We start from the raw sequence: 23,397 nt of genomic DNA, 5'->3' as shown, positions 1-23,397 counted from the left end.
TATATCGAATTATAAGATTTTATTTTAAATAAAATATTAAAATACAACATATTAAGATTTAATTATAAATATTGGCACACTCGTTGCATTATCCCTAATGAGTCAAAGACGACTCTAAATCAAATTTGTAAGACGGCCAACGACGTCCGTTCTGATCGCTTCTACATCCCAAGTGTTTGTGCTGTAGAAAAACTATACGCTCAGTTCAGTCTGGAGAAGGTTATGTCTTCAAATTTACATGCTAAAAAAGCAACAAAAATAAGTCTTTTCAGTTTTAACGGCGCAGCAATGAGAGCCTTCCACATGAGTTGGCTCGCCTTTTTTGTCTGCTTCTTTGCTTGGTTCGCTTGTGCTCCGCTGATGCCAGTGATTGCGGGTGAATTTCACTTAACCAAAGATCAAATTGCCAATATTAATATTGCTGCTGTAGCCATCACCATTTTAGTTCGTCTTATTGTGGGGCCGCTGTGTGATAAATACGGGCCACGTAAAACCTATACTGCGCTTCTTGTACTCGGCAGCATTCCAGTCTTTGGAGTCGCGTCTGCAAATAGCTATGAATCCTTCTTGTTCTTCCGTCTATTGATTGGTGCGATTGGGGCAAGCTTTGTCATCACTCAGTACCACACCAGCATTATGTTTGCGCCAAACGTAGTCGGGACTGCAAACGCAGCGACAGCAGGCTGGGGTAATGCAGGCGGTGGTGCAACACAAGTACTCATGCCATTGATGCTCGGTGCCTTGGTGATGTTTGGTGTAGAGCAAGCGATGGGCTGGAGAATTGCACTGATTGTTCCGGGTGTCCTGATGCTGATCGTGGGTTTGATGTACTGGAAATTTACTCAAGATTGTCCACAAGGCAACTTCAAAGAACTTCGTGCAGAGGGTGTCAGTGTTGGTTCAGATAAAAAAGGTGGTGTAGCGATTCTGATGCATGCTGCGAAAAACTACCGTGTTTGGATTCTATTTGGCGCTTATGCCGCGTGTTTCGGGATTGAAATATTTATTCACAACATTGTCGCGATGTACTACGTCGACCATTTTAGCTTTGGTTTAAAAGAAGCGGGAATGGCGGCAGGTATTTTCGGTTTACTGGCACTGTTTGCTCGTGCTCTGGGCGGCATTGTGTCAGACAAAGTTGCAACCAAAAAAGGGCTTGATGGTCGTACCAAAGTATTGTTTGGCATGATACTGCTGGAAGGTCTCTTCCTCGTCCTATTCTCTCAAATGAATACCCCCATCTTCGCGATTCTCGCAATGACAGTCTTTGCATTGTTTACGCACATGGCATGTGGTGCAACTTATGCGTTGGTGCCTTTTATTGATCGTGATGCCTTAGGCGGTGTGGCAGGCATTATTGGCGCAGGGGGGAACGTGGGTGCAGTGGCAGCAGGTTTCCTACTCAAAGGGATGTTGGATATTCAAACCACACTAATGATTTTAGGTGGCTTGGTGGTCATCGCTGCAAGTTTTGTTCTCATGATTCGCTTCTCTGTTGAGCATAAAGAAAAGGAACAGCGCTTATTCGAACAAGCGGTACATGATCGTAGCATTGCTGAAGCGCAAAACTAAATAAAGAGATTAAACCCAAGCCTCAAGGCTCAGGCAGAACAAATGAAATATTGCGGAGAAAGAATATGAAAATCATCATGATTGGTCATGGCATGGTTGGCCACAAATTTATCGAATCAGTACTCGAACATGTGGGTGATGATGTTGAAATTACCATCTTGGCCGAAGAACCGCGCTTGGCTTATGACCGTGTACATTTGACTGAATATTTCAGTGGTAAATCAGCAAAGGATTTAACCCTTTGTCGTGCAGATTTTGCTGATGCTTATGGCATAGATTTACGTTTGAATACCAAAGCAGTTGCAATTGATCAAAGCCATAAAACAGTGACGACGAATCATGGTGATGTTCTTAGTTTTGACAAATTAATCTTGGCAACAGGTTCATATGCTTTTGTTCCGCCTATTTCGGGTAATGACCGTGAAAACTGCTTTGTTTACCGAACCATTGAAGACTTAGATGCGATTCGTGCTGCAAGTCTCAATGCTAAATCGGGTGTGGTGATTGGTGGTGGTTTATTGGGCCTAGAAGCCGCTAAGGCGCTACGGGATCTAAACTTGGAAACCCATGTGGTTGAGTTTGCTCCGCGTCTCATGGCGGTTCAAATTGATGACTTGGGCGGAAAGGTTCTACGTGCAAAAATTGAAAACTTAGGCGTAAAAGTCCATACCCAAAAAGCAACTTCATCAATTGAGGAAGGTGCTACGACTAAGCATGTGATGAAATTTGGTGATGGTTCTGAGCTTGAAACAGACATCATTTTGTTCTCAGCGGGTATTCGCCCACGTGATGAGTTGGCACGTCAAAGCGGTTTAGCCCTCGGGGAGCGTGGCGGGATCATGATTAATGATTATTGCCAAACGTCAAATCCAGATATTTATGCTATTGGTGAATGTGCACTGTGGCAAAACAAAATTTATGGTCTGGTGGCACCGGGCTATGACATGGCACGTATTGCAGCAAAACATGTCACTGAACAAGCTTGTGCTGAATTTGCGGGTGCAGACATGAGCACCAAGTTGAAACTGATGGGCGTTGATGTTGCTTCGGTAGGTGATGCACATGCGATGACACCGAATGCACTCAGTTATTTCTATGCTGATGAAGATACACAAGTTTATAAAAAAATCGTGGTGAACGGCGAAAAGACCAAGTTACTTGGCGCAGTTTTAGTGGGCTGTGCAAAAGAGTACAACGACTTACTACAAATGATGCTGAATGGTTTAGTGCTTCCAGAAAATCCTGAAAGTTTAATCATGCCGGGTTATGCACAATCCTCAAGTAAATCTGGCGGTAGTGGAGTTGATTTACTGCCAGACAGTGCAACCATTTGCTCATGTAATAACGTCTCTAAAGCCGATATTTGTAGTGCAATTGCCGAGGGTTCAACGTCTCTAGGTGCCCTAAAAAAATGTACCAAAGCAGCTACAGCATGTGGTGGATGTGCACCGCTGGTCACTCAAGTACTGAAGTCTGAATTACAACGCCAAGGCGTAACCGTGAATAACCATATTTGTGAACACTTTGCTTACTCACGTCAAGAGCTGTATCACTTGGTACGGGTTAATGAAATCAAAACTTTTGATGACCTGATTCAACAACATGGTCATGGTTTAGGCTGCGATATTTGTAAGCCAACTGCAGCCAATATTTTAGCATCGTGTTGGAATGACTTTGTTTTGAAACCAAGCCATGCAGGCCTACAAGACAGTAATGATTACTACCTAGGAAATATTCAAAAAGATGGTTCTTATTCTGTAGTCCCACGCATGGCCGGTGGTGAAGTGACGCCTGATGGCTTAATTGCTGTGGGGCAAATTGCTAAAGAATATGGCTTATATACCAAACTCACTGGTGGACAACGTGTCGATATGTTTGGCGCGCAAATTCACCAACTTCCTGAAATCTGGGAAAAGCTCATCGCTGCGGGCTTTGAGTCAGGCCATGCTTATGGGAAATCGTTGCGTACAGTGAAGTCTTGTGTCGGCAGTACATGGTGTCGCTACGGTGTGGATGACTCGGTTGGTTTAGCTATTTTCTTAGAGAACCGCTACAAAGGCTTACGTTCACCACACAAATTAAAAATGGCTGTTTCAGGCTGTACCCGTGAATGTGCCGAAGCACAAAGTAAAGATGTCGGTGTGATTGCCACTGAAAAAGGCTGGAACCTGTATGTCTGCGGTAATGGAGGGATGAAGCCTCGCCATGCCGAGTTATTGGCTTCGGATCTTGATACCCAAACTTTAATTAAATACATCGACCGATTCTTTATGTTCTATGTGCAAACCGCAGACCGTTTACAACGAACTTCAGTATGGCGCGACAACATGGAAGGTGGTTTAGATTATCTCAAAGATGTGGTTGTGCATGATTCTTTAGGTCTAGCTGCTGAACTAGAACGTCGTATGAGCCATGTGGTGGGGACTTATCAAGATGAATGGCGTACGGCTGTTGAAGACCCAGAAGTACGTAAACGCTTCGTGACTTTCATCAATGCCAAAGCTGAGCAACAACAAGATCCGCATATTCAGTTTGCAGAAGTTCGTGGCCAGATTCGTCCTAAAACTGAGGCTGAACGAGATCGTAGCCGTATTCCAGTGGTTGAAGCTTAACAAATTAGGATATTCAAACTTCTTTCTTCAGCACTCCCTCAAAAGCAAAGATAGAGGGAATAAATGAATGAATAAGTTTAAAAAGGATCGAGATGATGACAATTTTAAAAGAAATGAATGAGTTAGATTGGGTTGATGTCTGTGCGCTAGATGATGTAACGCCAAACACTGGCGTAGGAGCACTTATTGAACATCAGCAAATTGCTATTTTTCGTGTTGGTGCTGAAAAGCGGGTATATGCCTTGAGCAATCAAGACCCATTTAGCCAAGCTTTTGTGATGTCGCGCGGCATTATTGGTGATTTACAAGGTGAGCGTGTGGTGGCATCCCCGATTTACAAACAGCATTTTAGCTTGGCGACAGGACGTTGTTTGGAAGATAAAGATCAGAAACTGTTGGTTTTTCCAAGCAAAATTGAAAATGGGCGAGTGTGGATTAGTCCGACACCACAAAAAACCTACATCACCAACACAGGTACATCTCAGGAAAAAATGAAGTTGGTGCTGGTTGGCAATGGCCTAGCGGGGATGCGTTGTCTGGAAGATTTACTCGACATGGCACCAGAACGTTATGACGTGACAGTGATTGGTGAAGAGCCTTGGGGGAACTACAACCGTATTATGTTATCGCCTGTATTATCAGGAGATAAAACCATTGACGACATCATGTTGCATCCACATGCATGGTATAGCGACAAAGGGATTCGTTTCATTGCGGGTGACCCTGCGGTACGTATAGACCGTCCTCGTAAGCAGGTCTATACCGAAAAAGGTGAAGTGGTTGATTATGATCGTTTAATTTTAGCGACAGGTTCGAAACCATTTATTCCTCCAATTGCTGGAGCGGATTTGAAAGGTGTCATTAGTTTCCGAGATATCTATGACATCAACACCATGTTGGATTACTGCAAGACCAAGAAAAACGCGGTGGTAATCGGTGGTGGACTGTTGGGACTTGAAGCTGCATATGGCCTCAAACAACGTGGCATGAATGTCACAGTTTTACATCTAATGGATCGCATTATGGAGCGCCAATTAGACAGTAAAGCTAGCCAAATGTTACGCCATAGTATTGAACAAAAGGGCATCTCCATTATCACTGAGGCCAATACTGAAGCATTGGTGGGTGTGGATGGTCATGTCACTCAAATTCGCTTGAAAGACGGTACAGTCTTAGAGGCGGATCTTGTGGTATTTGCAGTTGGTATTCGTCCGAACATGGCACTTGCACAAAGTGCAGGACTACGCTGTAACCGTGGTGTGTTGGTGAATGACACCATGCAGACTTTTGACCCAAGTATTTACGCCGTGGGGGAGTGTATTGAACATCGTAGCCAGACTTTTGGCTTGGTTGAGCCACTTTGGGGGCAGGCGTTCATTTGTGCCTCACATTTGGCGGAGCATGGCAGCTTAACGTTCAAAGCACCAACTGTTCCGACACAGTTAAAGGTAAGTGGCTGTGATGTGTTCTCAGCGGGTAATTTTGAACCGAAGGATGACTTTGAAGACATCATTTTAAATGATGAAAAACGTCAGATTTATAAACGCATTATTATTCAAAAGGATAAGGTCGTTGGTGCGGTGTTGTTTGGGGATACCGAAGATGGTGTTTGGTATGCAGAACTTATTTCAGATCAAACCCCAATTTCCTCAATTCGAAATAAACTGTTATTTGGTAAAGATTTTGCATTAAAAAAAGCAGGGTAAAACCTCCTCTTGAAAGGAGGGGGATAGATTTTCTAATAGTTAATTTGATACGCGGAAACGTCATTCACAACTTGTTTGAGGCAGGGTTACTTATGAAAATTAATGTTTCTGCGAGTAAGTTGGGATGAAGGTGGTATGGGACGAGTTTTGTGAATGACAATGGTTTTGCCTACTTTTCCCAAAAGAAAAGTAGGTCGAACCGAAGGTTAATCCTAAATCTAAACACAAAAGAAAAGACGCCGTTGTGAGTGATTCAAAATAAATGAAAGGCAAATAGGAGCGAAGCAGAAATGAATAGTATCCCTGTAATGGAACTGCATAGCTCCACAGAAAAAATGATTACAACTACACAAACCACCTGCCCATATTGTGGGGTGGGTTGTGGGGTAACAGCAACTGTTGAAGAAACGGCTTTAGGGCAAAAAGTCTCTGTGGTGGGTGATGCTCAGCATCCATCTAATTTCGGAAAGTTGTGCATTAAAGGCAGTAATTTAGCCGACACGGTAGGTTTAGAAACACGTGTCTTACATCCCATGTTAGGGCGTAAACCGCAACGTGAGGTAAGTTCATGGGATACCGCAACAGATTTAATCGCCAACAAATTTCAACATTATATCGATCAATATGGGCCTGAAAGTATTGCTTTTTATGTCTCAGGTCAGCTGCTGACTGAAGATTATTATGTGGTCAATAAATTTGTTAAAGGCTACTTGGGTACGGCCAATATCGACACCAATTCACGGTTGTGTATGTCTTCGGCCGTTGCTGCGCATAAACGCGCTTTTGGGGAAGATTTAGTCCCAGCCAGTTATAGTGATTTTGAACATACCGATATGGTGGTTTTGGTGGGTTCAAATACTGCATGGTGTCATCCTGTGCTGTATCAACGCATCATGAAAGCCAAAGAGGAGCGAGATCTTTTTGTCGTCGTGATTGACCCGCGTTTTACTGCAACCTGTGAGGCGGCTGATTTACACTTACCAATTTTACCGGGGCAGGATGTCGCACTGTTCAATGGTTTATTACAGTATTTAGCAACCAATCATTATACCGATACCGATTTTATTGCAAAGCATACTCAAGGCTTAGAACAAGCGCTGGCAAGCAGTGCTTCTGAAGCATCAATAGTGAGTGTGAGCGAACGGACGGGGATTTCTGTTGAAAAATTAGCACTCTTTTTTGAAAAATTTGCACAAACAGAAAAAGTGATGAGTTTATTTTCAATGGGTGTGAATCAGTCTTCACGTGGGGTAGACAAAGCCAATAGCATTACCAACTGTCATTTGTTAACGGGCAAAATTGGGCAATTGGGCGCAGCGCCTTTTTCCATGACGGGCCAACCGAATGCAATGGGCGGGCGTGAAGTGGGTGGCCTTGCCAATATGTTGGCTGCCCATATGGATTTGGATAATCCCAAGCATCAGCAACTCGTACAGCAGTTTTGGCACAGTCCAACGATTGCCAAGCAAGTGGGTTTAAAGGCTGTCGACCTTTTCGAAGCGGTTGAGGCAGGGAAAATTAAAGCCATTTGGATTATGGCGACCAACCCTGTCGTGAGTTTACCAAATGCAGATCAGGTAAAACGTGCGCTAGAAAAATGTGAGTTTGTGGTGGTGTCAGACATTTGTCTAGATACAGATACCACGCAATATGCCGATGTGTTATTGCCTGCATTGGGTTGGGGTGAAAAAGACGGCACGGTGACCAATTCTGAACGCCGTATTTCCAGACAGCGTGCTTTTTTAGACATTCCAGAACAAGCTAAAGCGGATTGGTGGTCAGTTTCACAAGTGGCGAAAAAATTAGGATTTCAGGGTTTTGACTTTGAAAGTAGTCATGACATTTTCAAAGAACATGCCCAGCTCTCAGCCTATCAAAATGCAGAAATTGCTTTACGTTCATCGACTGAAACATTCCGCTATTTCAATTTGGCAGGTCTGAAGAATCTTTCATTTGATGACTACCAAGAGCTTGAACCGACGCAATGGCCTGTGCTCGTACCTTTGAAAAATGGCCAAACCACACCAAACACTTTTGCCCAATTATTTAAAGATGGTCAGTTTAGTCACCTAGATGGTAAAGCCAAGTTTATTGCAACAACGGCAGTTGGTGCAGTGAATCCAACCAGCAGTGAGTATCCATTGGTGCTGAATACAGGACGCATCCGCGATCAATGGCATACCATGACACGTACAGGTTTATCAGCCAATTTAAGTACACATAAAGCAGAACCTTATTGTGAAATTCACCCAAATGATGCACTGAAATATGGTTTGAAAGATGGGGAACTGGTAGAGATCAAATCGGCTTGGGGAAATTGCGTACTGCGTGCCACGGTCAGTGACAATATCCGCCGTGGACAGATTTTTGCACCGATTCACTGGAGTGATCAATTCGCATCAGATGCACGGATTGGCAAAGTGGTGAATCCTGTGGTGGATGCGATTTCAGGAGAACCTGAGTTCAAACATACCCCTGTGATGATTCATCCGTTTTATACGCAATGGCAGGGCGTATTTTATGTCAGAACGGGCTTTGAACATTTGGTGCAACAAAGCATTGAACAAAGCGTTTGGTGGACAAAAATCAAAACGTCCAAAGCTATTCGTTATGAGCTGGCAGACCGTCGACGTTTTACGGAAACGACCGAACAACTCAAAGCTTTATTGCCTTTTGATGATGAAAGTTTTGAATGGCTCAATGTAGAAGATCAAACCGCTCATATCAGTCATAGTGTGGTGTTACAAGATGGACACCTCGTTGCAAGTCTGTATATTGCGCCTAAAGCGTTATTGCCAGATCGAGACTGGGTGGCAAGTCTGTTTAAGCGCGAACGCTTAAGCGCGATGCATCGGAAGGCTTTATTGGCAGGGCAAGCCATGTCAATGACTAATAGCGATGGCCCACTGGTCTGTAGCTGTTTTAAAGTTGGGAAAAATCGTATTATCGATGTCATTAAAGAAAAAAATATCACCCATGAAAAACAAGTCACTGCATGCTTAAAGGCAGGAGGCAATTGCGGTTCCTGCTTACCTGAAATTCGAGGTCTGATCAAAGCGTGTCAAACGGAGGATGTCGAATGAAAAGAAAAATATTCAAACCCGTGAGCTACCCAGAAACTGAAGTTGTCATTTTGGCGGGCGGTCAGGCGCGTCGTATGAATGGCATTAATAAACTCTTGCAAAAATTTGATGATGAAATTCAACTTATCAAAATTCATCAGCAGTTAAAGTCACGTGCAACCAAGGTATGGGTCAACAGCCATAGGGATCATTCCATTTATGAGCGGTTGATTCCGTCGATTGGTTTTTTTGAAGATGAGACAACAGGCTTTCAAGGGCCTTTGATGGGGATGAAAAGTGCATGGACACATGTGCAATCAGACTATGTGCTGTTCGTACCCTGTGATGTGACTTTTATTCCTAAAAAAGTGTTTTCACGGTTACATCAGGCGATGCAACAAGATCCGAACTGTGGTGTCGTTATTGTAGAAATCAATGACCGTGCACTGTATCCGTTTTGTTTGTTAAAACGGAGCAGTTTACCGACATTGATTCAGCACCTTGAGCAAAATCAGCGCAGTTTAAGGCAGTGTTTTGCAGATTTGCACCCACAAGTGGCACGATTTAAAAATCATGCACTGTTTTTTCACAGCATTAACTCGTTGGATGAGTTACAGCAGCATCGGCAACTTAATTTTTTATAAATACCTCAGATATTGAAGAGAGGAGGTGTGTGTTGAGAGCAAAAGATGTTGCCATAAACCGATTTGACTGTTTAAATAAAAATCTATAAAAGAACTAAATAAATACTTATTTTTATATTAAATTTTTATAAAACAATAACTTGATATTTTTTTCGGAAAAATCGTTTTTTATTTAAATTATAAATGTATGTAGCAGTGATCACTCAATACGGCATTGAACTGAAATACTCAAAATTTAGAAAGTGCACAAAGTTGGAACAGTTATTGCAAAATATACTTCAGAAAATAGGGCGTGAAATATGAACTGCACCCACACCGCTCAAAGGACGCATAGGCAAGACAGATGAACAGCATGACCCATGTATCCGCAGTTAAAGTATTCCAAGATCAGTTTGGACGTGAAAAGCGCAAACTACGAATCTCGGTGACGGATCGTTGTAATTTTAAATGTGTATATTGCATGCCCGAACATCCCGAATGGATGAAAAAACACGACTTGCTCAGTTTTGAAGAACTTTATCATTTTTGCAAATTGATGGTGCAGCATGGCATTGAGCAAATTCGTATCACGGGGGGTGAACCGTTGATGCGCCAAGGTGTGGTGCATTTTATCGAACAGTTACAAAGCCTAAAAAAACAGGGGCTGAAGCGTATTTCCATGACCACCAATGGTCATTATTTAAAACAATATGCCGTTGCTTTAAAGCAAGCAGGGTTAGATGATTTAAATATTAGTCTAGACAGTCTAGATGCCGAGCAATTTCAACACCTCACAAAAAAACAACTACATACAGTGCTGGAAGGCATTCAGGCCGCACAACAGCTTGGTTTTAACATCAAAATGAATACCGTACTGATGAAAGGCATCAATGACGATCAAATTGTCCCTTTGGTGCAGTGGGCAAAGCAGCAAAAGGTAGAACTGCGTTTTATTGAGTTTATGCCTTTAGATGGCGATCAAAATTGGTCGCAAGCCGATGTCGTCACTGAACAAGAGATTTTGTCCCAACTCAGGTCGCAATTTACGGTGCAAGTGCTTGAAGGACAAGGCGCCAATCCAGCGCGTAGTTATCGAGTAGATGGTGCGAACATTGGGATTATCTCCACCATTAGCAACTCGTTTTGTGGGGAGTGTGACCGACTGCGGTTGAATGCACAGGGTGAGTTTTATAATTGTCTTTTTGCCAAGCAAGGCTTAAATTTAAAGTCAGACATTCAACAACTTGCCCAACTCAATCAGCACGAATCCTTTGTTTTAGAAAGTAAACTTTCAACTTATGTTTGGCATAAAGAGCAAGGTTTTCATGCCATTCAAAAACAGCAGTTGCATCAGCCTGTGCGAAAAATCAGTATGCATATGATTGGAGGTTAGGATGACTCAGGAGTTAAACAACGTGATTAGAGTGAAGATTGAAGCCTTTGGTGCGATTGAACGCCAGTTGCCCCGCAATTTAATGCTGCAATGTGAGCCTGATTCATCGGTTGCGGCGGTATTAAAGGATCTCGTTACCAAATACCCAGCGGTCCACACATTATTGGAGCGCTGTGCCTGTGCAATCGGTGAAGACATTATTCCAAGGCAGACCATTTTAAGTCGAGATTGTACTTTGGTGTTGTTGTCCCCTGTGGCAGGAGGTTGATATGGAATTAAAACAATTTCCACGGATTCAAACAGTGACTTTTAGCCAAAATGACTTTGATGGCATTCAGCATTTTCCTGAGTGTGGTGGTATTGGCATATTCATTGGTACGGTGCGGAATCATCATCAAGGTAAAGCTGTAAAAGCGTTAAAATATACCGCTTATGCACCAGTCGCTGAAAAAATGATTCGTCAAATTGAACAAGAGATCCAATTAAAATATGGCGTGTCTTATGTTCGGGTGGTGCATCGCATTGGTGCTTTAGATATTGGCGATACTGCGATTATTGCGATGGCTTATGCCGCGCACCGTCGTGAAGCCTTCCAAGCTTGCGAGGAAGCAGTAGAGCGGGTGAAACATGAAGTTCCTGTGTGGAAAGAGGAGTTTTATGTGGATGGTACCAGTCAGTATGTCGAGGGCTGTTGTATTCGAACAGATCATGAAGCGCCAAAACCTCATAGCCATGAGCATTGCGAGCATGTACATGTTCATCCCTAGTAAATGCATCATGCAATGCCAATATTTACCGGTAACCCGTTTAAGATTTGGATAATGGAAATTTGGAAATAGTTGCGTATAAATGAAAAGTGGCGAGATAATTGAAAGAAAAATCTTCTGAAAACTTTATGAAAAATAATGCTTAGGTTAAGATGATCCATTCTTATATTTGAAGTCTTTTGAATCGCTATGCAACCATTTGTTCTATATAACTCAGAGCAACGCAAAAAAGTAGAATTCGTACCTCGTGTTGAGGGGCATATTGATATGTATGTTTGCGGTATGACGGTGTATGACTACTGTCATATTGGACATGCGCGCGTGATGGTTGCATTTGACTATATTATTCGCTTCCTGCGTAGCCAAGGTTGGAGCGTTAAATATGTACGTAACATTACCGACATTGACGACAAAATCATTAAACGTGCCAATGAAAATGGCGAGTCGATTACGCAGCTGACAGACCGCTTTATTCAAGCGATGAATGAAGATGCTGAAAATCTAGGTTGTTTACATCCAGATGAAGCACCACGTGCAACGGGTTATATTGATCAAATGCAAAGCATGATTGGTAATTTGGTTGAAAAGGGCACAGCTTATCCATCTGCCAATGGTGATGTGTATTTCCAAGTGGAAAAATTCGCTAAATATGGTCGTCTTTCGGGTCGTAAACTGGAAGATATGCAGGCGGGTGCATCTGAACGTGTCGATGTTGAAGTTGAGAAAAAACATCCCTTTGACTTTGTACTTTGGAAACATGCCAAAGAAAATGAACCTGCATGGGCTTCACCGTGGGGCAAAGGTCGTCCGGGTTGGCATATTGAATGTTCTGCCATGTCGACTTGCTGCCTAGGGAACCATTTTGACATTCATGGTGGTGGTTCGGACCTCATGTTCCCGCACCATGAAAATGAAATTGCACAGTCTGAGGCTTCAACTGGCGAGCAGTATGTCAACTATTGGATGCATGTTGGTTTCATCAACGTTGATGGCGAGAAAATGTCGAAGTCATTGGGCAATTTCTTTACCATTCGTGATGTGATGGATAAGTTCCACCCTGAAGTGATTCGCTACTTCATTGTGTCATCACATTATCGTAGCCCTGTGAACTTCTCTGATGTTGCTTTAAAAGAAGCAAAAACAGCGCTGTCACGTTTCTATCATTCATTCAAAGCTTATCAACAAGCCTATGGCGATACACAAGTCGATACCTTAGATGAAACATTGCTTGAGCGTTTCAATAGTACCATGCGTGATGACTTCAATACCGCTGAAGCCATTGCGGTATTGTTTGAAGTCAACAAAGAATTGAACCGTGCCGTGAAAGAGCAACAAGCGGAACAAGCGGCGATTTACTATGCAACTTTGCGTCATTTAACCAATATTCTAGGTTTGGTTCAGCACAATGTTGAAGAGTTCCTGAAGTCTGACATTGGGCAAGAGGCTTTGGCTTTGTCTGAAGAGCAAATTGAAGATTTGATTCAACAACGTCAAGATGCGAAAAAAGCCAAAGAATTTGCCAAAGCGGATCAAATTCGTCAGTCCTTGTTAGATCAAGGTGTGGTTTTGGAAGACACTCGCCAAGGGACAATCTGGCGTCGTGCTGATTAATTCAGCAATTGCATTATAGAGTGTTGACAGTTTGATGAAACTCTCTATAATGCACATCCATATTGCGGGAATAGCTCAGTTGGTAGAGCACAACCTTGCCAAGGTTGGGGTCGCGAGTTCGAGTCTCGTTTCCCGCTCCAAAATTTAAAAAGCCTCAAGTTTAACTTGGGGTTTTTTTATGCCTGTAATTTGAGTGTGTTGAAAATAATTCATTTAAATGTGAAATTATCTTGGTGTTTCAGCCCATAATTTTGACAAAAATATGCTTAAATTATTCATCTTCATTTGTGATTAAAATTGTGTTTCTTCAACCCCATAGCACTGTAGTACCGACCGAAGCTCGAGACTATCCTGAATGGCATTTGGGACGAGAACGCTATGCACTTTGGTATATTGAAGTGGATGATCCCGTTTTGATCAGTTATTTAACAAAGCTTCGTGAGCAGTTCTCAGATTTGCTTTATCAACCAAATCAACGGCAGTTTCATATCACTTTATTTGTTGCAGGTTTTTGGGTAGAACAGGCAACACAGTCGGATGACTTTAGTCGAGTGCAACTGAATCAGCAGCTTGAACGCCTTAAAAATTTAAAACTAGAATCTTTTCAGTTACAGATGGGTGAATTAAATAGTTTTGAAAGTGCCTTATTTTTAAAAGTGGATGATACCGCAGGCGTGTTGGATAAAATTAGAAAGACATTGCTGCAAACCTCGCAGGAAGTCGCAGCATTAAGTTATTGTCCACATATTACATTAGGTCTATACCGTGAAGCGGTGAGTAGTGATCATGTATTGGCACGGATGGCTGAAATTGAAGATATCAACTCTAGCTTAAACATCTCAAAGCTCACGTTTGGTTTTTATCAGGCCCATGTGCTACAAGGGCTATTGTTTTCACATGCACAAATTGAGTTGGGGAATGCGCAATGCAGCTGATTTTAGGTGGTGCACGTTCGGGGAAAAGTCGCTTGGCGGAGCAGATTGCACAACAGTTGGCGCAGCCTGTGGTTTATGTGGCAACTGCACAAGCCTTGGATGGGGAGATGCAAGTGCGCATTCAACACCATCAGCAACAACGACCCGAAGATTGGGGGCTGTGTGAAGAACCCACTTATCTTGCCGAGCAGTTGGTCAAATTAGACCGTCCAAACCAAACTATTTTGGTTGATTGCCTGACCTTATGGATGAGTAATTTACTGATGCATGCTGACCCTGATTTGCAAGTTCAAGAATGCCAGAAGTTGTTAGATGTTGTAGGAAATTTACAGTCCGAGCTGATTTTAGTGAGTAATGAAACAGGCTTAGGTGTGGTTCCTATAGGACAAATTAGCCGACGCTTTGTCGATGAAACAGGGCGATTGCATCAGCAGTTAGGTCAAATCGCTCATAAAGTGGTGTTCTGCGTGGCAGGATTTCCCATGATTTTAAAAGGAGAACAAGTGTGAGTTGGTGGTTAGAAGCATGTCAAAGTCCGAGTGAGTCTGTATTGGCTCAAGCCCTAGCACGCCAGTCACAGTTGACCAAACCGACAGGCTCGTTGTCGGAGCTTGAATCGGTTGCAGTGACATTAGCCAGTTTGCAAAACACTGTAAAACCCAAGATTGACCGTCCATGGATTACGATTTTTGCAAGTGATCATGGGGTGATGGAAGAAAATATTTCTGCCTATCCACAAGCGGTGACGCGTCAAATGTTGCAGAACTTCGCAACTGGCGGGGCGTGTATTAGTGTGATTGCCAAAGAGTATCAAGCCAAGTTACAAGTCATCGACTGTGGTTCAGTCGGTGAAGCGTATGAATATGTCGGGGTTGAACGCCACTGCATCCGCGCTGGGACGGCTAACTTTGCTCAAACCCAAGCCATGACTGAAGCTGAATGTGAAGCAGCTTTTGCTTTGGGGCAAAAAAGTGTAGAAGATGCTATCGCTTATGGGGCAGATATCTATGTCGCGGGTGAGATGGGCATTGGAAATACCTGTTCAGCCTCAGCCGTGGCTTGTTTTTTATTGGCTGAACCCGCTGAAAAGCTCACGGGTGTTGGAACGGGTATCCGTACTGAACAATTGATACATAAAAAACAGGTGATTGATCAAGCACTTGCACTTCATGCCCAATATGTCGGGAACGATCCATTTAAAGCCTTATGTGCCGTGGGTGGACTTGAAATCGCAGCCATGACAGGCGCGTATATTCGCTGTGCGCAATTGGGTCTGCCGATGGTGGTGGATGGGTTTATCAGTACTGTTTCGGCTTTGCTCGCAGTACGTTTAAATCCAGATGTTCGCGCTTGGATGCTTTTTGGGCATCAGTCGGCTGAATATGGTCATGTCCGTTTGTTAGAAGAACTTAAAGCGATGCCTTTATTGAAGCTGAACCTACGTTTGGGTGAGGGGAGTGGCGCAGGGGCTGCACTGGGTCTGATCAAGTTAGCCTGTCGCTTAAACAATGAGATGGCAACATTTGCTGAAGCAGCCGTGATTGGTGAGAAAGTTTAAGGATGTTGTATTTAGATTTTCTACGCCACGGCGAAACTAGCTTAAGCCATACCCTACGGGGTAGAACGGATGATGCTTTGACTGCGAAGGGTTGGGTGCAAATGCGTTCTACCATCACCCAGTCTGAGCAGACTGGGCAGGCGTGGGATGTTATTTATAGCTCACCATTACAGCGCTGCCGTCTATTTGCAGAGCAGTGGGCGGAGCAAAAACAGCTTCCTTTTTTTATAGAACCGAATTTGCAAGAAATGGATTTTGGGGAATGGGAGGCTCAGTCGACTGAGCGACTCTATCAACTCTACCCAGATGAATTGGCTCAATTTTGGCAAACACCGTTAAGCTTTACCCCGCCTCAGGCGGAAAGTTTAATGGCATTTAAAAGCCGCGTTCTAGAGTCTGTAGAGACGTTAACCCAGCAAATGCATGTGCAAGGCTGGCAACGCGCATTGATTATTTCCCATGGTGGCGTAATCAAATTATTAAAATGCCAAGCGCTGAAACAGCATGATAACGATCTTTTAAAAATGTCTGCGGAGTTGGGGCAGTTGAACCGCTTTGTATTCGATCAAGGGCAACTTCAGGTTATTCAAAGTGAGGGCGTGTAATGACACCTTTTTGGATTGCATTACAGTTTTTAACGACATTCCCAGTTCGTTTAAGCACAACGCCAACGCCTCAGCAAAATGCGCAAGCACTGTTATTTTATCCTGTGGTGGGCTTGCTCATAGGCGGCATTCTGTATGGGATTGTCCTGTTATTGCATGCTTTGCCACTTGTGCTATTAAGCAGTGTGGTTCTGGTGCTATGGATTTGGCTGACGGGTGGTTTACATCTGGATGGTTTAGCCGACACTGCAGATGCTTGGGTCGGTGGTTTTGGCGATAAAGCGCGTACACTTGAGATCATGAAAGATCCAAGTTGTGGGCCGATAGGTGTACTCAGTCTTATCATGGTATGCATATTAAAGTGGTCTGCACTGTATGTGTTATTGCAGCAGCAGTGTTATAGCGCACTCATTTTATTTCCTGTCTTAGGACGTCTCGTACCGCTATTCTTCTTTTTAAGTACAGACTATGTGCGCGATAAAGGACTCGGCAGTCAGTTGAGCCAACATTTAGCACGACCAATTGCAATGGCACTTTTACTGCTGATGCCTTTGGTGGCTTTGTATTGGGCATGGGTTGGTGCTGTGGTGATTGCCACTTTTTATCTGGTACTGTGGTATTTGCGGTATAAATTTATACAGCGTATTGGCGGTGTGACTGGAGATACCATTGGTGCAAGTATTGAAATGATTGAATTAGCGACATTGTTTAGTTTTGTGATGGCTACTTTTTATTTCACTTAAGTTAGGGAATAAATAAGAGCCTCTCAGTGTGAAAGGTGTGCAGGTTATACGTGGTCGAAAGAAAAAATAATAAAAAGGAAACGAGCTATATGTACTTGAAACAAAGGTCTTCCAGCATAGGCAAAACACATTTGTAGATATGTTGTGAAAATCCAAAGATTTCCGCGCTAGTTGTCTACAGAGATATGATAAAATTGCGAAAATTATTTTTTATGTGCTGACGTTTCATTTCGTCACACGGTTCAGGTAAAACAACGTTGAATTCTGAAAATATGTCAAATCCCATTGATTTCCAAAAAGTTGCTTTAGAAACACTAGAGATAGAGCGTCAGGCACTCTCTGTACTTGCTCAGCAAATCGATGATCGTTTTAGCCGTGCTTGTGAAATTATCTTAAAGTGTAAAGGTCGCTTAGTCATTACTGGCATGGGTAAATCAGGGCATATTGGCCGAAAAATGGCAGCTACATTTGCCTCTACAGGTACGCCATCATTCTTTATGCACCCAGGTGAAGCGGGGCATGGTGATTTAGGGATGTTGGTTGCAGGTGATGTGCTGATTGCGATTTCAAACTCAGGCAAGAGTGATGAAATCATGATGTTGATGCCTTTGATCAAATATTTGGGCGTGCCTTTAATTACCATCAGTGGGGATGAGCGTGGGCCGATGCCACAAAATGCTGATGTGGCACTGACATTGGGTAATATCCAAGAAGCTTGTCCATTAGGCCTAGCGCCAACATCGAGTACGACGGCGACTTTAGCTTTGGGTGATGCATTGGCTGTTGCACTGTTAGATGCACGCGGCTTTACTTCAGATGACTTTGCACGCTCGCATCCTGCGGGTGCTTTGGGTAAACGCTTGTTATTACATGTGAAGCATTTAATGCACACTGGAGACGAACTACCGAAAGTGTCTCCAGATACAGCAATGAACAAAGTTCTGTACGAAATCTCTAACAAACGCCTAGGTTTAACCACAATTGTGGATGACAATGATCATCTATTGGGGATTTTTACCGATGGTGACTTACGCCGTTTGATTGATAAACAGCAAGGTTTTGATGTGAACTTGGCGGTGTCTGATGTGATGATTAAGAGCCCGCTTACTATTTCACCGGAAGCGCGTGCTGTTGAGGCATTAGAGCGAATGAATGAAAAGAAAATTAACCAATTTGTTGTCGTTGATGAGAGCAATAAAGTCATTGGTGTTTTAAGTATGCATGACCTGATTCAAGCTGGGGTAAATTAAAAAATGGCTTCTTATATTTTGTTAGAACAAGCGCGTTATGTAGAAGCTCTAGTTTTGGATGTCGATGGTATTTTAAGTGATGGTTTTGTGACTTTGACCAACTCGGGGGACGAAATCAAATCTTTCGATATCCGTGATGGCTTAGGTATGAAACTTGTTCAGCAAGCTGGTGTGAAAGTGATTATTATCACAGGACGTAAAAGTCAGATCGTGGAAAAACGGATGTCTGATTTGGGCGTTGACCTTGTTTATCAAGGCCGTGAAGACAAAGGTGTTGCACTGCGCGAGGCTTGTGCAAAATTTGGTATTTCACCCGAAGATTGTTTATACATGGGTGATGACTGGCCTGACCTATCTGCATTTGCCATTGCAGGCATGAAAGTAACCGTGCCAAATGGTCATTTAGAAGTACGTCGTCGTGCCGATTTGGTGACTCAAGCGATGGGTGGACGTGGCGCGGTACGTGAAATCTGCGATATGATTTTACAAGCCAAAGGTGTATACGAAACTTTACTTGAAAAGTACACCGCAGTCCCGCATTAATCTGTATGCATGCATGAGAGTTTAGTTAACATTTATGGATACTAAAGTTTTATATATCACTGCTGTAGCCATTGCGGCTATCAGTAGTGGTTATTACTATTACAGCGGAAAAGGGCAAAAGCTCGAGGTCGATGGTGCGCAAAGCATGACCTATTCTGCTGAGCAGATCCAACTGACTCAAACAGATGAGCAGGGTAATTTATACGTCCGCGCAAAAGTAGACCGTCTTGAGCAGGACATGCAAAAGAAGACCTCTAAGTTAGAGAACTTAAATGCTGAGATGTATAAAGATGGAAAAGTGGATGCGACTTTCTATGCCAAGCAAGCCAATGGCATCAACGACAACGAAAAAGTCGTTCTGACAAATGAAGTGGTTGCAAAGAAAATGTTGGATCAAGGTCAGATGCAGTTTGAGACCGCAGAACTGACTGCGTTTCCACAGACGCGCGAACTTGAATCTCAGCATCAAGTGGTTGTTACGACGCCACAAGCTGAATTTGTCAGTCAGGGCTTAAAAGCGAATTTAAATACGGGTCAATATGACTTTTTCCATATTCGAGGGAAGTATGAACCATAATCCAAAATTTTCTATTTCGAAAACTTTCCTCAAGCAAACACTTGCACTGAGTTTAGGTGTGGCTGTTTCAACTTTTGCTTTGGCATTGCCAAGTGACCGTAGTAAAGCGATTTCGTTGGTGGCAGATCGAGCAACGTTTAATGAAAAAACGGGTGTTACGACGTACACAGGCAATGTCATCATTGAACAGGGTACGATGAAACTACAAGCGGATTCGATTGTTGCCAATTTAAATCAAACCCGTCAAATTAGCACCATTACGGCCAATGGTAAGCCTGCACGTTTCCAGCAGCAAGTCAGTACCAATAAAGGTATTGCCAAAGGTCAGGCGCAAAAAATTATTTATAATGCAGAAACAGGCATTATTACCTTATCCGGCAGCGCACTTCTAGAACAAGATGGTGCCAGTATTCGCGGTAATACATTACGTTATAGTATGAATAAAGGTGACATCGAAGCGATTGGTACACCAAATAACAGTGGTTCGTCGAGTGGTCGTGTTCAAATTGTGATCCCACCTTCAGGTTCTCAATCCTTCCCGGGAGCGCGTGACTAATGGAGCAAACTCTCAATCAGCCACAAACCCTATGTATTAAGCATCTCGCGAAAAACTACAGTAAGCGTTGGGTAGTGAAAGATGTATCTTTTAGCATGCAAAGTGGACAAATCGTAGGTTTACTAGGTCCGAATGGTGCAGGGAAAACTACCAGCTTCTATATGGTGGTTGGACTGGTGCGTATGGACAAAGGTGAAATTCATCTTGATGACCTAGATATGTCTGATTTGGCCATGCATGAACGTGCGCGTAAAGGTATTGGTTACTTACCTCAAGAAGCATCAATTTTTAGAAAACTCACTATTTCTGAAAATATTATGTCGATTTTGGAAACGCGTAAAGACCTCAACAAAGAACAACGTAAACAGCGTTTGCATGAATTGCTGGCGGATTTCAAAATTAGCCATATTAAAGATTCATTGGGTATGAGTGTGTCTGGTGGTGAACGTCGTCGTGCTGAAATTGCGCGTGCGCTGGCAGCCGATCCAAAATTTATGTTACTCGATGAGCCTTTTGCTGGGGTTGACCCAATTTCAGTGGGTGATATTAAAGATATTATTCGTACCCTAAAAGACCGTGGTATTGGCGTTCTTATTACGGATCATAACGTTCGTGAGACTTTGGCGATTTGTGAACGTGCTTATATCGTGAGTGAGGGTGCGGTGATTGCTGAAGGTTCTCCAGATGAAATCTTAGCCAATGAAACCGTGCGTCAAGTTTACCTTGGTGATGACTTCACTGTATAAGATTATTCTGCGCCAATGAAAATAATTGGCGCAGATTTTCCCCCCAATATGTTTAATCGATCTCTTTGCATTGAATTAAGAATAGGGCATCCCTTTATATTCAAACTGCGCGCTCTGCCATCCTTTTGAAATCGCTTTTTCAGCATGTTACACAGTATGCATATCTATTTATTTTGTGTGGGCTTAAAGCGAAAAGCCATTTTCATACGATAGCTAATTGAAAATACGTTATAATTTTTTGTGAAATTTTTAAAAATTACGCTATGCCATTTACCATCTCTAGTTTAGTGAGCTATGAAGAAGACATTAAAAAAAGTCGTTTTCAAGCTTTTGCTGTGCCTGTTGAAAATGAACAGGCCGTTAAAGATTTTCTAGAGCAATATAAAGATATCAGCACCACACATCAGTGCTGGGCATGGAAAATTGGCCACAATGTTCGTTTCAATGATGACGGTGAACCTTCAGGTACCGCAGGTCGTCCTATTTTAGCGACCATTGAAGGCAATGAACTGACCAATGTTTTGGTTTTGGTCAATCGTTGGTATGGTGGCGTCAAGCTAGGCACAGGCGGGTTGGTACGTGCTTATGGTGGAACAGCAGGTCAGTGTTTACTGTTGGCTGAAAAAATAGAACTCATTGAAAAGAAAAAAGTGCATTTTGCCTGCCAATTTAATGAATGGGCGATTTTCCAGTACGAGCTGAATAGCCAGCAGATTGAATTTAATGAGCAATATACTGCGGATGGCGTGCTTGTAGAGGCATTATTACAAGTGCATCAGATTGAAGTGCTCGCACTTAAAATACAAGATGTGACCCGTGGACGTGAAGCCTTAAAAATTGTGGATGACCATCATGACTGATCCCTTATTAAAATATCGTGAGCAGCATAAGCATCGCTTAAACTATATGCCCTGGTTGTATTGGTCGCTCAAGCCTAAAAACCGTGTGTGGGCTGATGTATGGCAGCAAGAATACCAAGCTTATCTAATGGAAATGGAAACGGTTGAAATTGGTCAAAACTGTTTTATTTCTCCATTGGCACACATATTTGCAGAGCCTGGTCGAAAAATTGTCATTGGGGACAACACGTTTATTGCTGCCGATTGTACTTTGCATGGGCCTTTAGATATTGGCAGCGAAGTCGCGATCAACCACCATTGTATTTTAGATGGTGGTCGTGTGGGGATTAAGTTACATGATCAAGTGCGTATTGCGGCATATTGTCACTTATATGCCTTTGATCATGGTATGGCACTCAGTGATCCGATTTATCAACAACCTATGCGTTCACAAGGGATAGAAATTGGACGGGATGTTTGGTTGGGTGCGCATGTGGGCGTGAAAGATGGAGTGAAAATTGGTGCACATGCAGTGGTGGGAATGAATAGTATGGTCACCAAAGATATCGCGGAGCAATCGATTGTTGCTGGCAATCCTGCTCAGTTTATTCGTTTACGTGATTAAGATATCAAAGAATATTGAACATTTATCGATACTTAATTACATAAAAACCTGCCATCAAAAAAAAAGATATGCTAAGTTTAGAACAACAATGAGACCTTATACCAAATGCGGTGTAATGAGAGGCGATAATGAAACGAGTCATTGCATGTATCGATTCTTCCCCTTGTATCAATGCCCTAGCAGAAGCTGCGGCGTGGATTGCAAAACAGACGGGGCGGGAATTGGTCCTTTTACAAGTTTTGGATTATTATCCTGCAAGTTATCACTTAGGTGAAATTAGCGGGGTAATTGGATTTGAAAGCAATGCAATGTTGCTCAAAGAGCTGGCTGAATTAGAGCAAAAACAAAGTGAACTTGCGCTCAGTTATAGCAATAATTTACTCGATCATATTTCTAAACTCATTCTCGAAACGCATGGCCTACATACAACGCATATTCAAGAAAAGGGTGACTTTCTAGAGCAAAGTTTTAACTTATTGCATGAAGATGACATTGTGGTGATTGGCCGTGTGGGTGAGAAATCGGCTGAACGCAATAAACCATTGGGCAGTAATGTTGAGAACTTTATCCGTGGCGCAAACTGTACCGTCATGACGGTAGGCGATAGCTTTAAGCCACCTACGCGCTTTATCTTTGCCTATGAGTATTCACCGACCTGTGTGAAGATGATGAAACGGATTGCGCAAAGTGATCTACTGCGTCTCTTACAATGCCATTTAGTCTATGTCGGTGACCACCCTGAAATTTTAAGAGAGCCTGAACAATATCTGAAAGATGCAAATTTAGATGTGATTACAGAATATCGTTATGGTGACGTGGCTGAGAATATTCTGGAATACCAAAATGAGCATGGCATACAATTGATTGTACTCGGTGCATTCAGCCACAGTAAAATTCATCAGTTCTTCTTGGGCAGCATTGCAACCACCATCTTTAGGAATGCCAAAGTTCCTTTACTGGTCGCCCGTTAATTTAGAGTGATTTATCTAAATTGAAACTGTTTTATCCATAGTTATCCGCATTAATTGTGGATAACTATATGGACAGTAAATGTAAGTTTATAATTTATATAAG

General features: G+C 42.8%; 22 protein-coding genes and 1 tRNA gene. All 23 read left to right on the top strand.

What is annotated here, in order from left to right; all coding sequences use genetic code 11:
- Positions 1-222 precede the first annotated feature (222 nt).
- The 23 genes from MN200_RS10395 to MN200_RS10285 all read left to right on the top strand — a co-directional run bounded on the left by MN200_RS10395 (position 223) and on the right by MN200_RS10285 (position 23,294).
- A complete protein-coding gene (locus MN200_RS10395; protein WP_058869915.1) occupies positions 223-1,572 on the top strand; it encodes an MFS transporter in 1,350 nt (449 codons plus the stop codon).
- A 65-nt stretch (positions 1,573-1,637) separates the two neighbouring features.
- Positions 1,638-4,184: a nitrite reductase large subunit NirB gene (gene nirB / locus MN200_RS10390; RefSeq protein ID WP_058869914.1), complete on the top strand. Its 2,547-nt coding sequence runs from the start codon at positions 1,638-1,640 to the stop codon at positions 4,182-4,184.
- Between the two features lie 95 nt (positions 4,185-4,279).
- Positions 4,280-5,890, top strand: coding sequence for a nitrite reductase small subunit NirD (gene nirD, locus MN200_RS10385; RefSeq protein WP_058869913.1), 1,611 nt, complete (start codon positions 4,280-4,282; stop codon positions 5,888-5,890).
- 290 nt (positions 5,891-6,180) lie between these two features.
- The gene (locus tag MN200_RS10380) at positions 6,181-8,973 is read left to right on the top strand and encodes a nitrate reductase (protein ID WP_242759350.1); all 2,793 of its coding nucleotides are present in this window, start codon (positions 6,181-6,183) and stop codon (positions 8,971-8,973) included.
- Positions 8,970-9,596: a molybdenum cofactor guanylyltransferase gene (locus MN200_RS10375; RefSeq protein ID WP_039890087.1), complete on the top strand. Its 627-nt coding sequence runs from the start codon at positions 8,970-8,972 to the stop codon at positions 9,594-9,596. The genes MN200_RS10380 and MN200_RS10375 overlap by 4 nt, the downstream gene beginning before the upstream one ends.
- Before the next feature lie 343 nt (positions 9,597-9,939).
- Positions 9,940-10,968 carry a GTP 3',8-cyclase MoaA gene (gene moaA / locus MN200_RS10370; RefSeq protein WP_242759348.1) on the top strand — a complete coding sequence of 343 codons (1,029 nt, stop codon included), beginning with the start codon at positions 9,940-9,942 and terminating at the stop codon, positions 10,966-10,968.
- A gap of 1 nt (position 10,969) precedes the next feature.
- The gene (locus MN200_RS10365) at positions 10,970-11,236 is read left to right on the top strand and encodes a MoaD/ThiS family protein (RefSeq protein ID WP_242759347.1); all 267 of its coding nucleotides are present in this window, start codon (positions 10,970-10,972) and stop codon (positions 11,234-11,236) included.
- A gap of 1 nt (position 11,237) precedes the next feature.
- On the top strand, positions 11,238-11,735 hold the full coding sequence (locus MN200_RS10360; protein ID WP_148825788.1) for a molybdenum cofactor biosynthesis protein MoaE: 498 nt from the start codon (positions 11,238-11,240) through the stop codon (positions 11,733-11,735).
- 189 nt (positions 11,736-11,924) lie between these two features.
- Positions 11,925-13,346 (top strand): cysteine--tRNA ligase, encoded by a 1,422-nt coding sequence (cysS, locus tag MN200_RS10355; RefSeq protein ID WP_242759346.1) that lies wholly within the window; start codon positions 11,925-11,927, stop codon positions 13,344-13,346.
- A gap of 64 nt (positions 13,347-13,410) precedes the next feature.
- Positions 13,411-13,486 (top strand) — tRNA-Gly (locus MN200_RS10350).
- 147 nt (positions 13,487-13,633) lie between these two features.
- On the top strand, positions 13,634-14,281 hold the full coding sequence (locus MN200_RS10345) for a 2'-5' RNA ligase family protein (RefSeq protein WP_242759344.1): 648 nt from the start codon (positions 13,634-13,636) through the stop codon (positions 14,279-14,281).
- Positions 14,272-14,790, top strand: a complete 519-nt coding sequence (gene cobU / locus MN200_RS10340; RefSeq protein WP_242759342.1) for a bifunctional adenosylcobinamide kinase/adenosylcobinamide-phosphate guanylyltransferase — start codon at positions 14,272-14,274, stop codon at positions 14,788-14,790. The genes MN200_RS10345 and cobU overlap by 10 nt, the downstream gene beginning before the upstream one ends.
- Positions 14,787-15,839, top strand: coding sequence for a nicotinate-nucleotide--dimethylbenzimidazole phosphoribosyltransferase (gene cobT, locus MN200_RS10335; RefSeq protein ID WP_058869904.1), 1,053 nt, complete (start codon positions 14,787-14,789; stop codon positions 15,837-15,839). Before cobU ends, cobT begins: the two co-directional genes overlap by 4 nt.
- 2 nt (positions 15,840-15,841) lie before the next feature.
- Entirely contained in the window at positions 15,842-16,444 is a 603-nt protein-coding gene (locus MN200_RS10330; RefSeq protein WP_058869903.1) for a histidine phosphatase family protein, read from the top strand.
- A complete protein-coding gene (locus MN200_RS10325; RefSeq protein ID WP_058869902.1) occupies positions 16,444-17,187 on the top strand; it encodes an adenosylcobinamide-GDP ribazoletransferase in 744 nt (247 codons plus the stop codon). Before MN200_RS10330 ends, MN200_RS10325 begins: the two co-directional genes overlap by 1 nt.
- A 272-nt stretch (positions 17,188-17,459) precedes the next feature.
- Positions 17,460-18,437 (top strand): KpsF/GutQ family sugar-phosphate isomerase, encoded by a 978-nt coding sequence (locus tag MN200_RS10320; RefSeq protein ID WP_058869901.1) that lies wholly within the window; start codon positions 17,460-17,462, stop codon positions 18,435-18,437.
- A gap of 3 nt (positions 18,438-18,440) precedes the next feature.
- The gene (locus tag MN200_RS10315) at positions 18,441-18,980 is read left to right on the top strand and encodes an HAD-IIIA family hydrolase (protein ID WP_004982122.1); all 540 of its coding nucleotides are present in this window, start codon (positions 18,441-18,443) and stop codon (positions 18,978-18,980) included.
- Positions 18,981-19,014: 34 nt separating this feature from the next.
- A complete protein-coding gene (gene lptC, locus MN200_RS10310; protein WP_058869900.1) occupies positions 19,015-19,557 on the top strand; it encodes an LPS export ABC transporter periplasmic protein LptC in 543 nt (180 codons plus the stop codon).
- Entirely contained in the window at positions 19,547-20,113 is a 567-nt protein-coding gene (gene lptA, locus MN200_RS10305; protein WP_004696346.1) for a lipopolysaccharide transport periplasmic protein LptA, read from the top strand. Before lptC ends, lptA begins: the two co-directional genes overlap by 11 nt.
- Positions 20,113-20,859, top strand: a complete 747-nt coding sequence (lptB, locus tag MN200_RS10300; RefSeq protein ID WP_004696348.1) for an LPS export ABC transporter ATP-binding protein — start codon at positions 20,113-20,115, stop codon at positions 20,857-20,859. Before lptA ends, lptB begins: the two co-directional genes overlap by 1 nt.
- A gap of 263 nt (positions 20,860-21,122) precedes the next feature.
- A complete protein-coding gene (locus tag MN200_RS10295) occupies positions 21,123-21,719 on the top strand; it encodes a YigZ family protein (protein WP_159152910.1) in 597 nt (198 codons plus the stop codon).
- Entirely contained in the window at positions 21,712-22,323 is a 612-nt protein-coding gene (locus MN200_RS10290) for an acyltransferase (RefSeq protein WP_242759340.1), read from the top strand. The genes MN200_RS10295 and MN200_RS10290 overlap by 8 nt, the downstream gene beginning before the upstream one ends.
- 128 nt (positions 22,324-22,451) lie before the next feature.
- The gene (locus MN200_RS10285) at positions 22,452-23,294 is read left to right on the top strand and encodes a universal stress protein (RefSeq protein WP_004696353.1); all 843 of its coding nucleotides are present in this window, start codon (positions 22,452-22,454) and stop codon (positions 23,292-23,294) included.
- The last annotated feature ends 103 nt before the right edge of the window (positions 23,295-23,397 follow it).

It is taken from the genome of Acinetobacter sp. LUNF3, from assembly GCF_022699605.1.
Lineage (GTDB): Bacteria > Pseudomonadota > Gammaproteobacteria > Pseudomonadales > Moraxellaceae > Acinetobacter > Acinetobacter johnsonii.
Note: the sequence above shows the minus strand (reverse complement) of the source record. Positions and strands in the feature narration are given on the sequence as shown.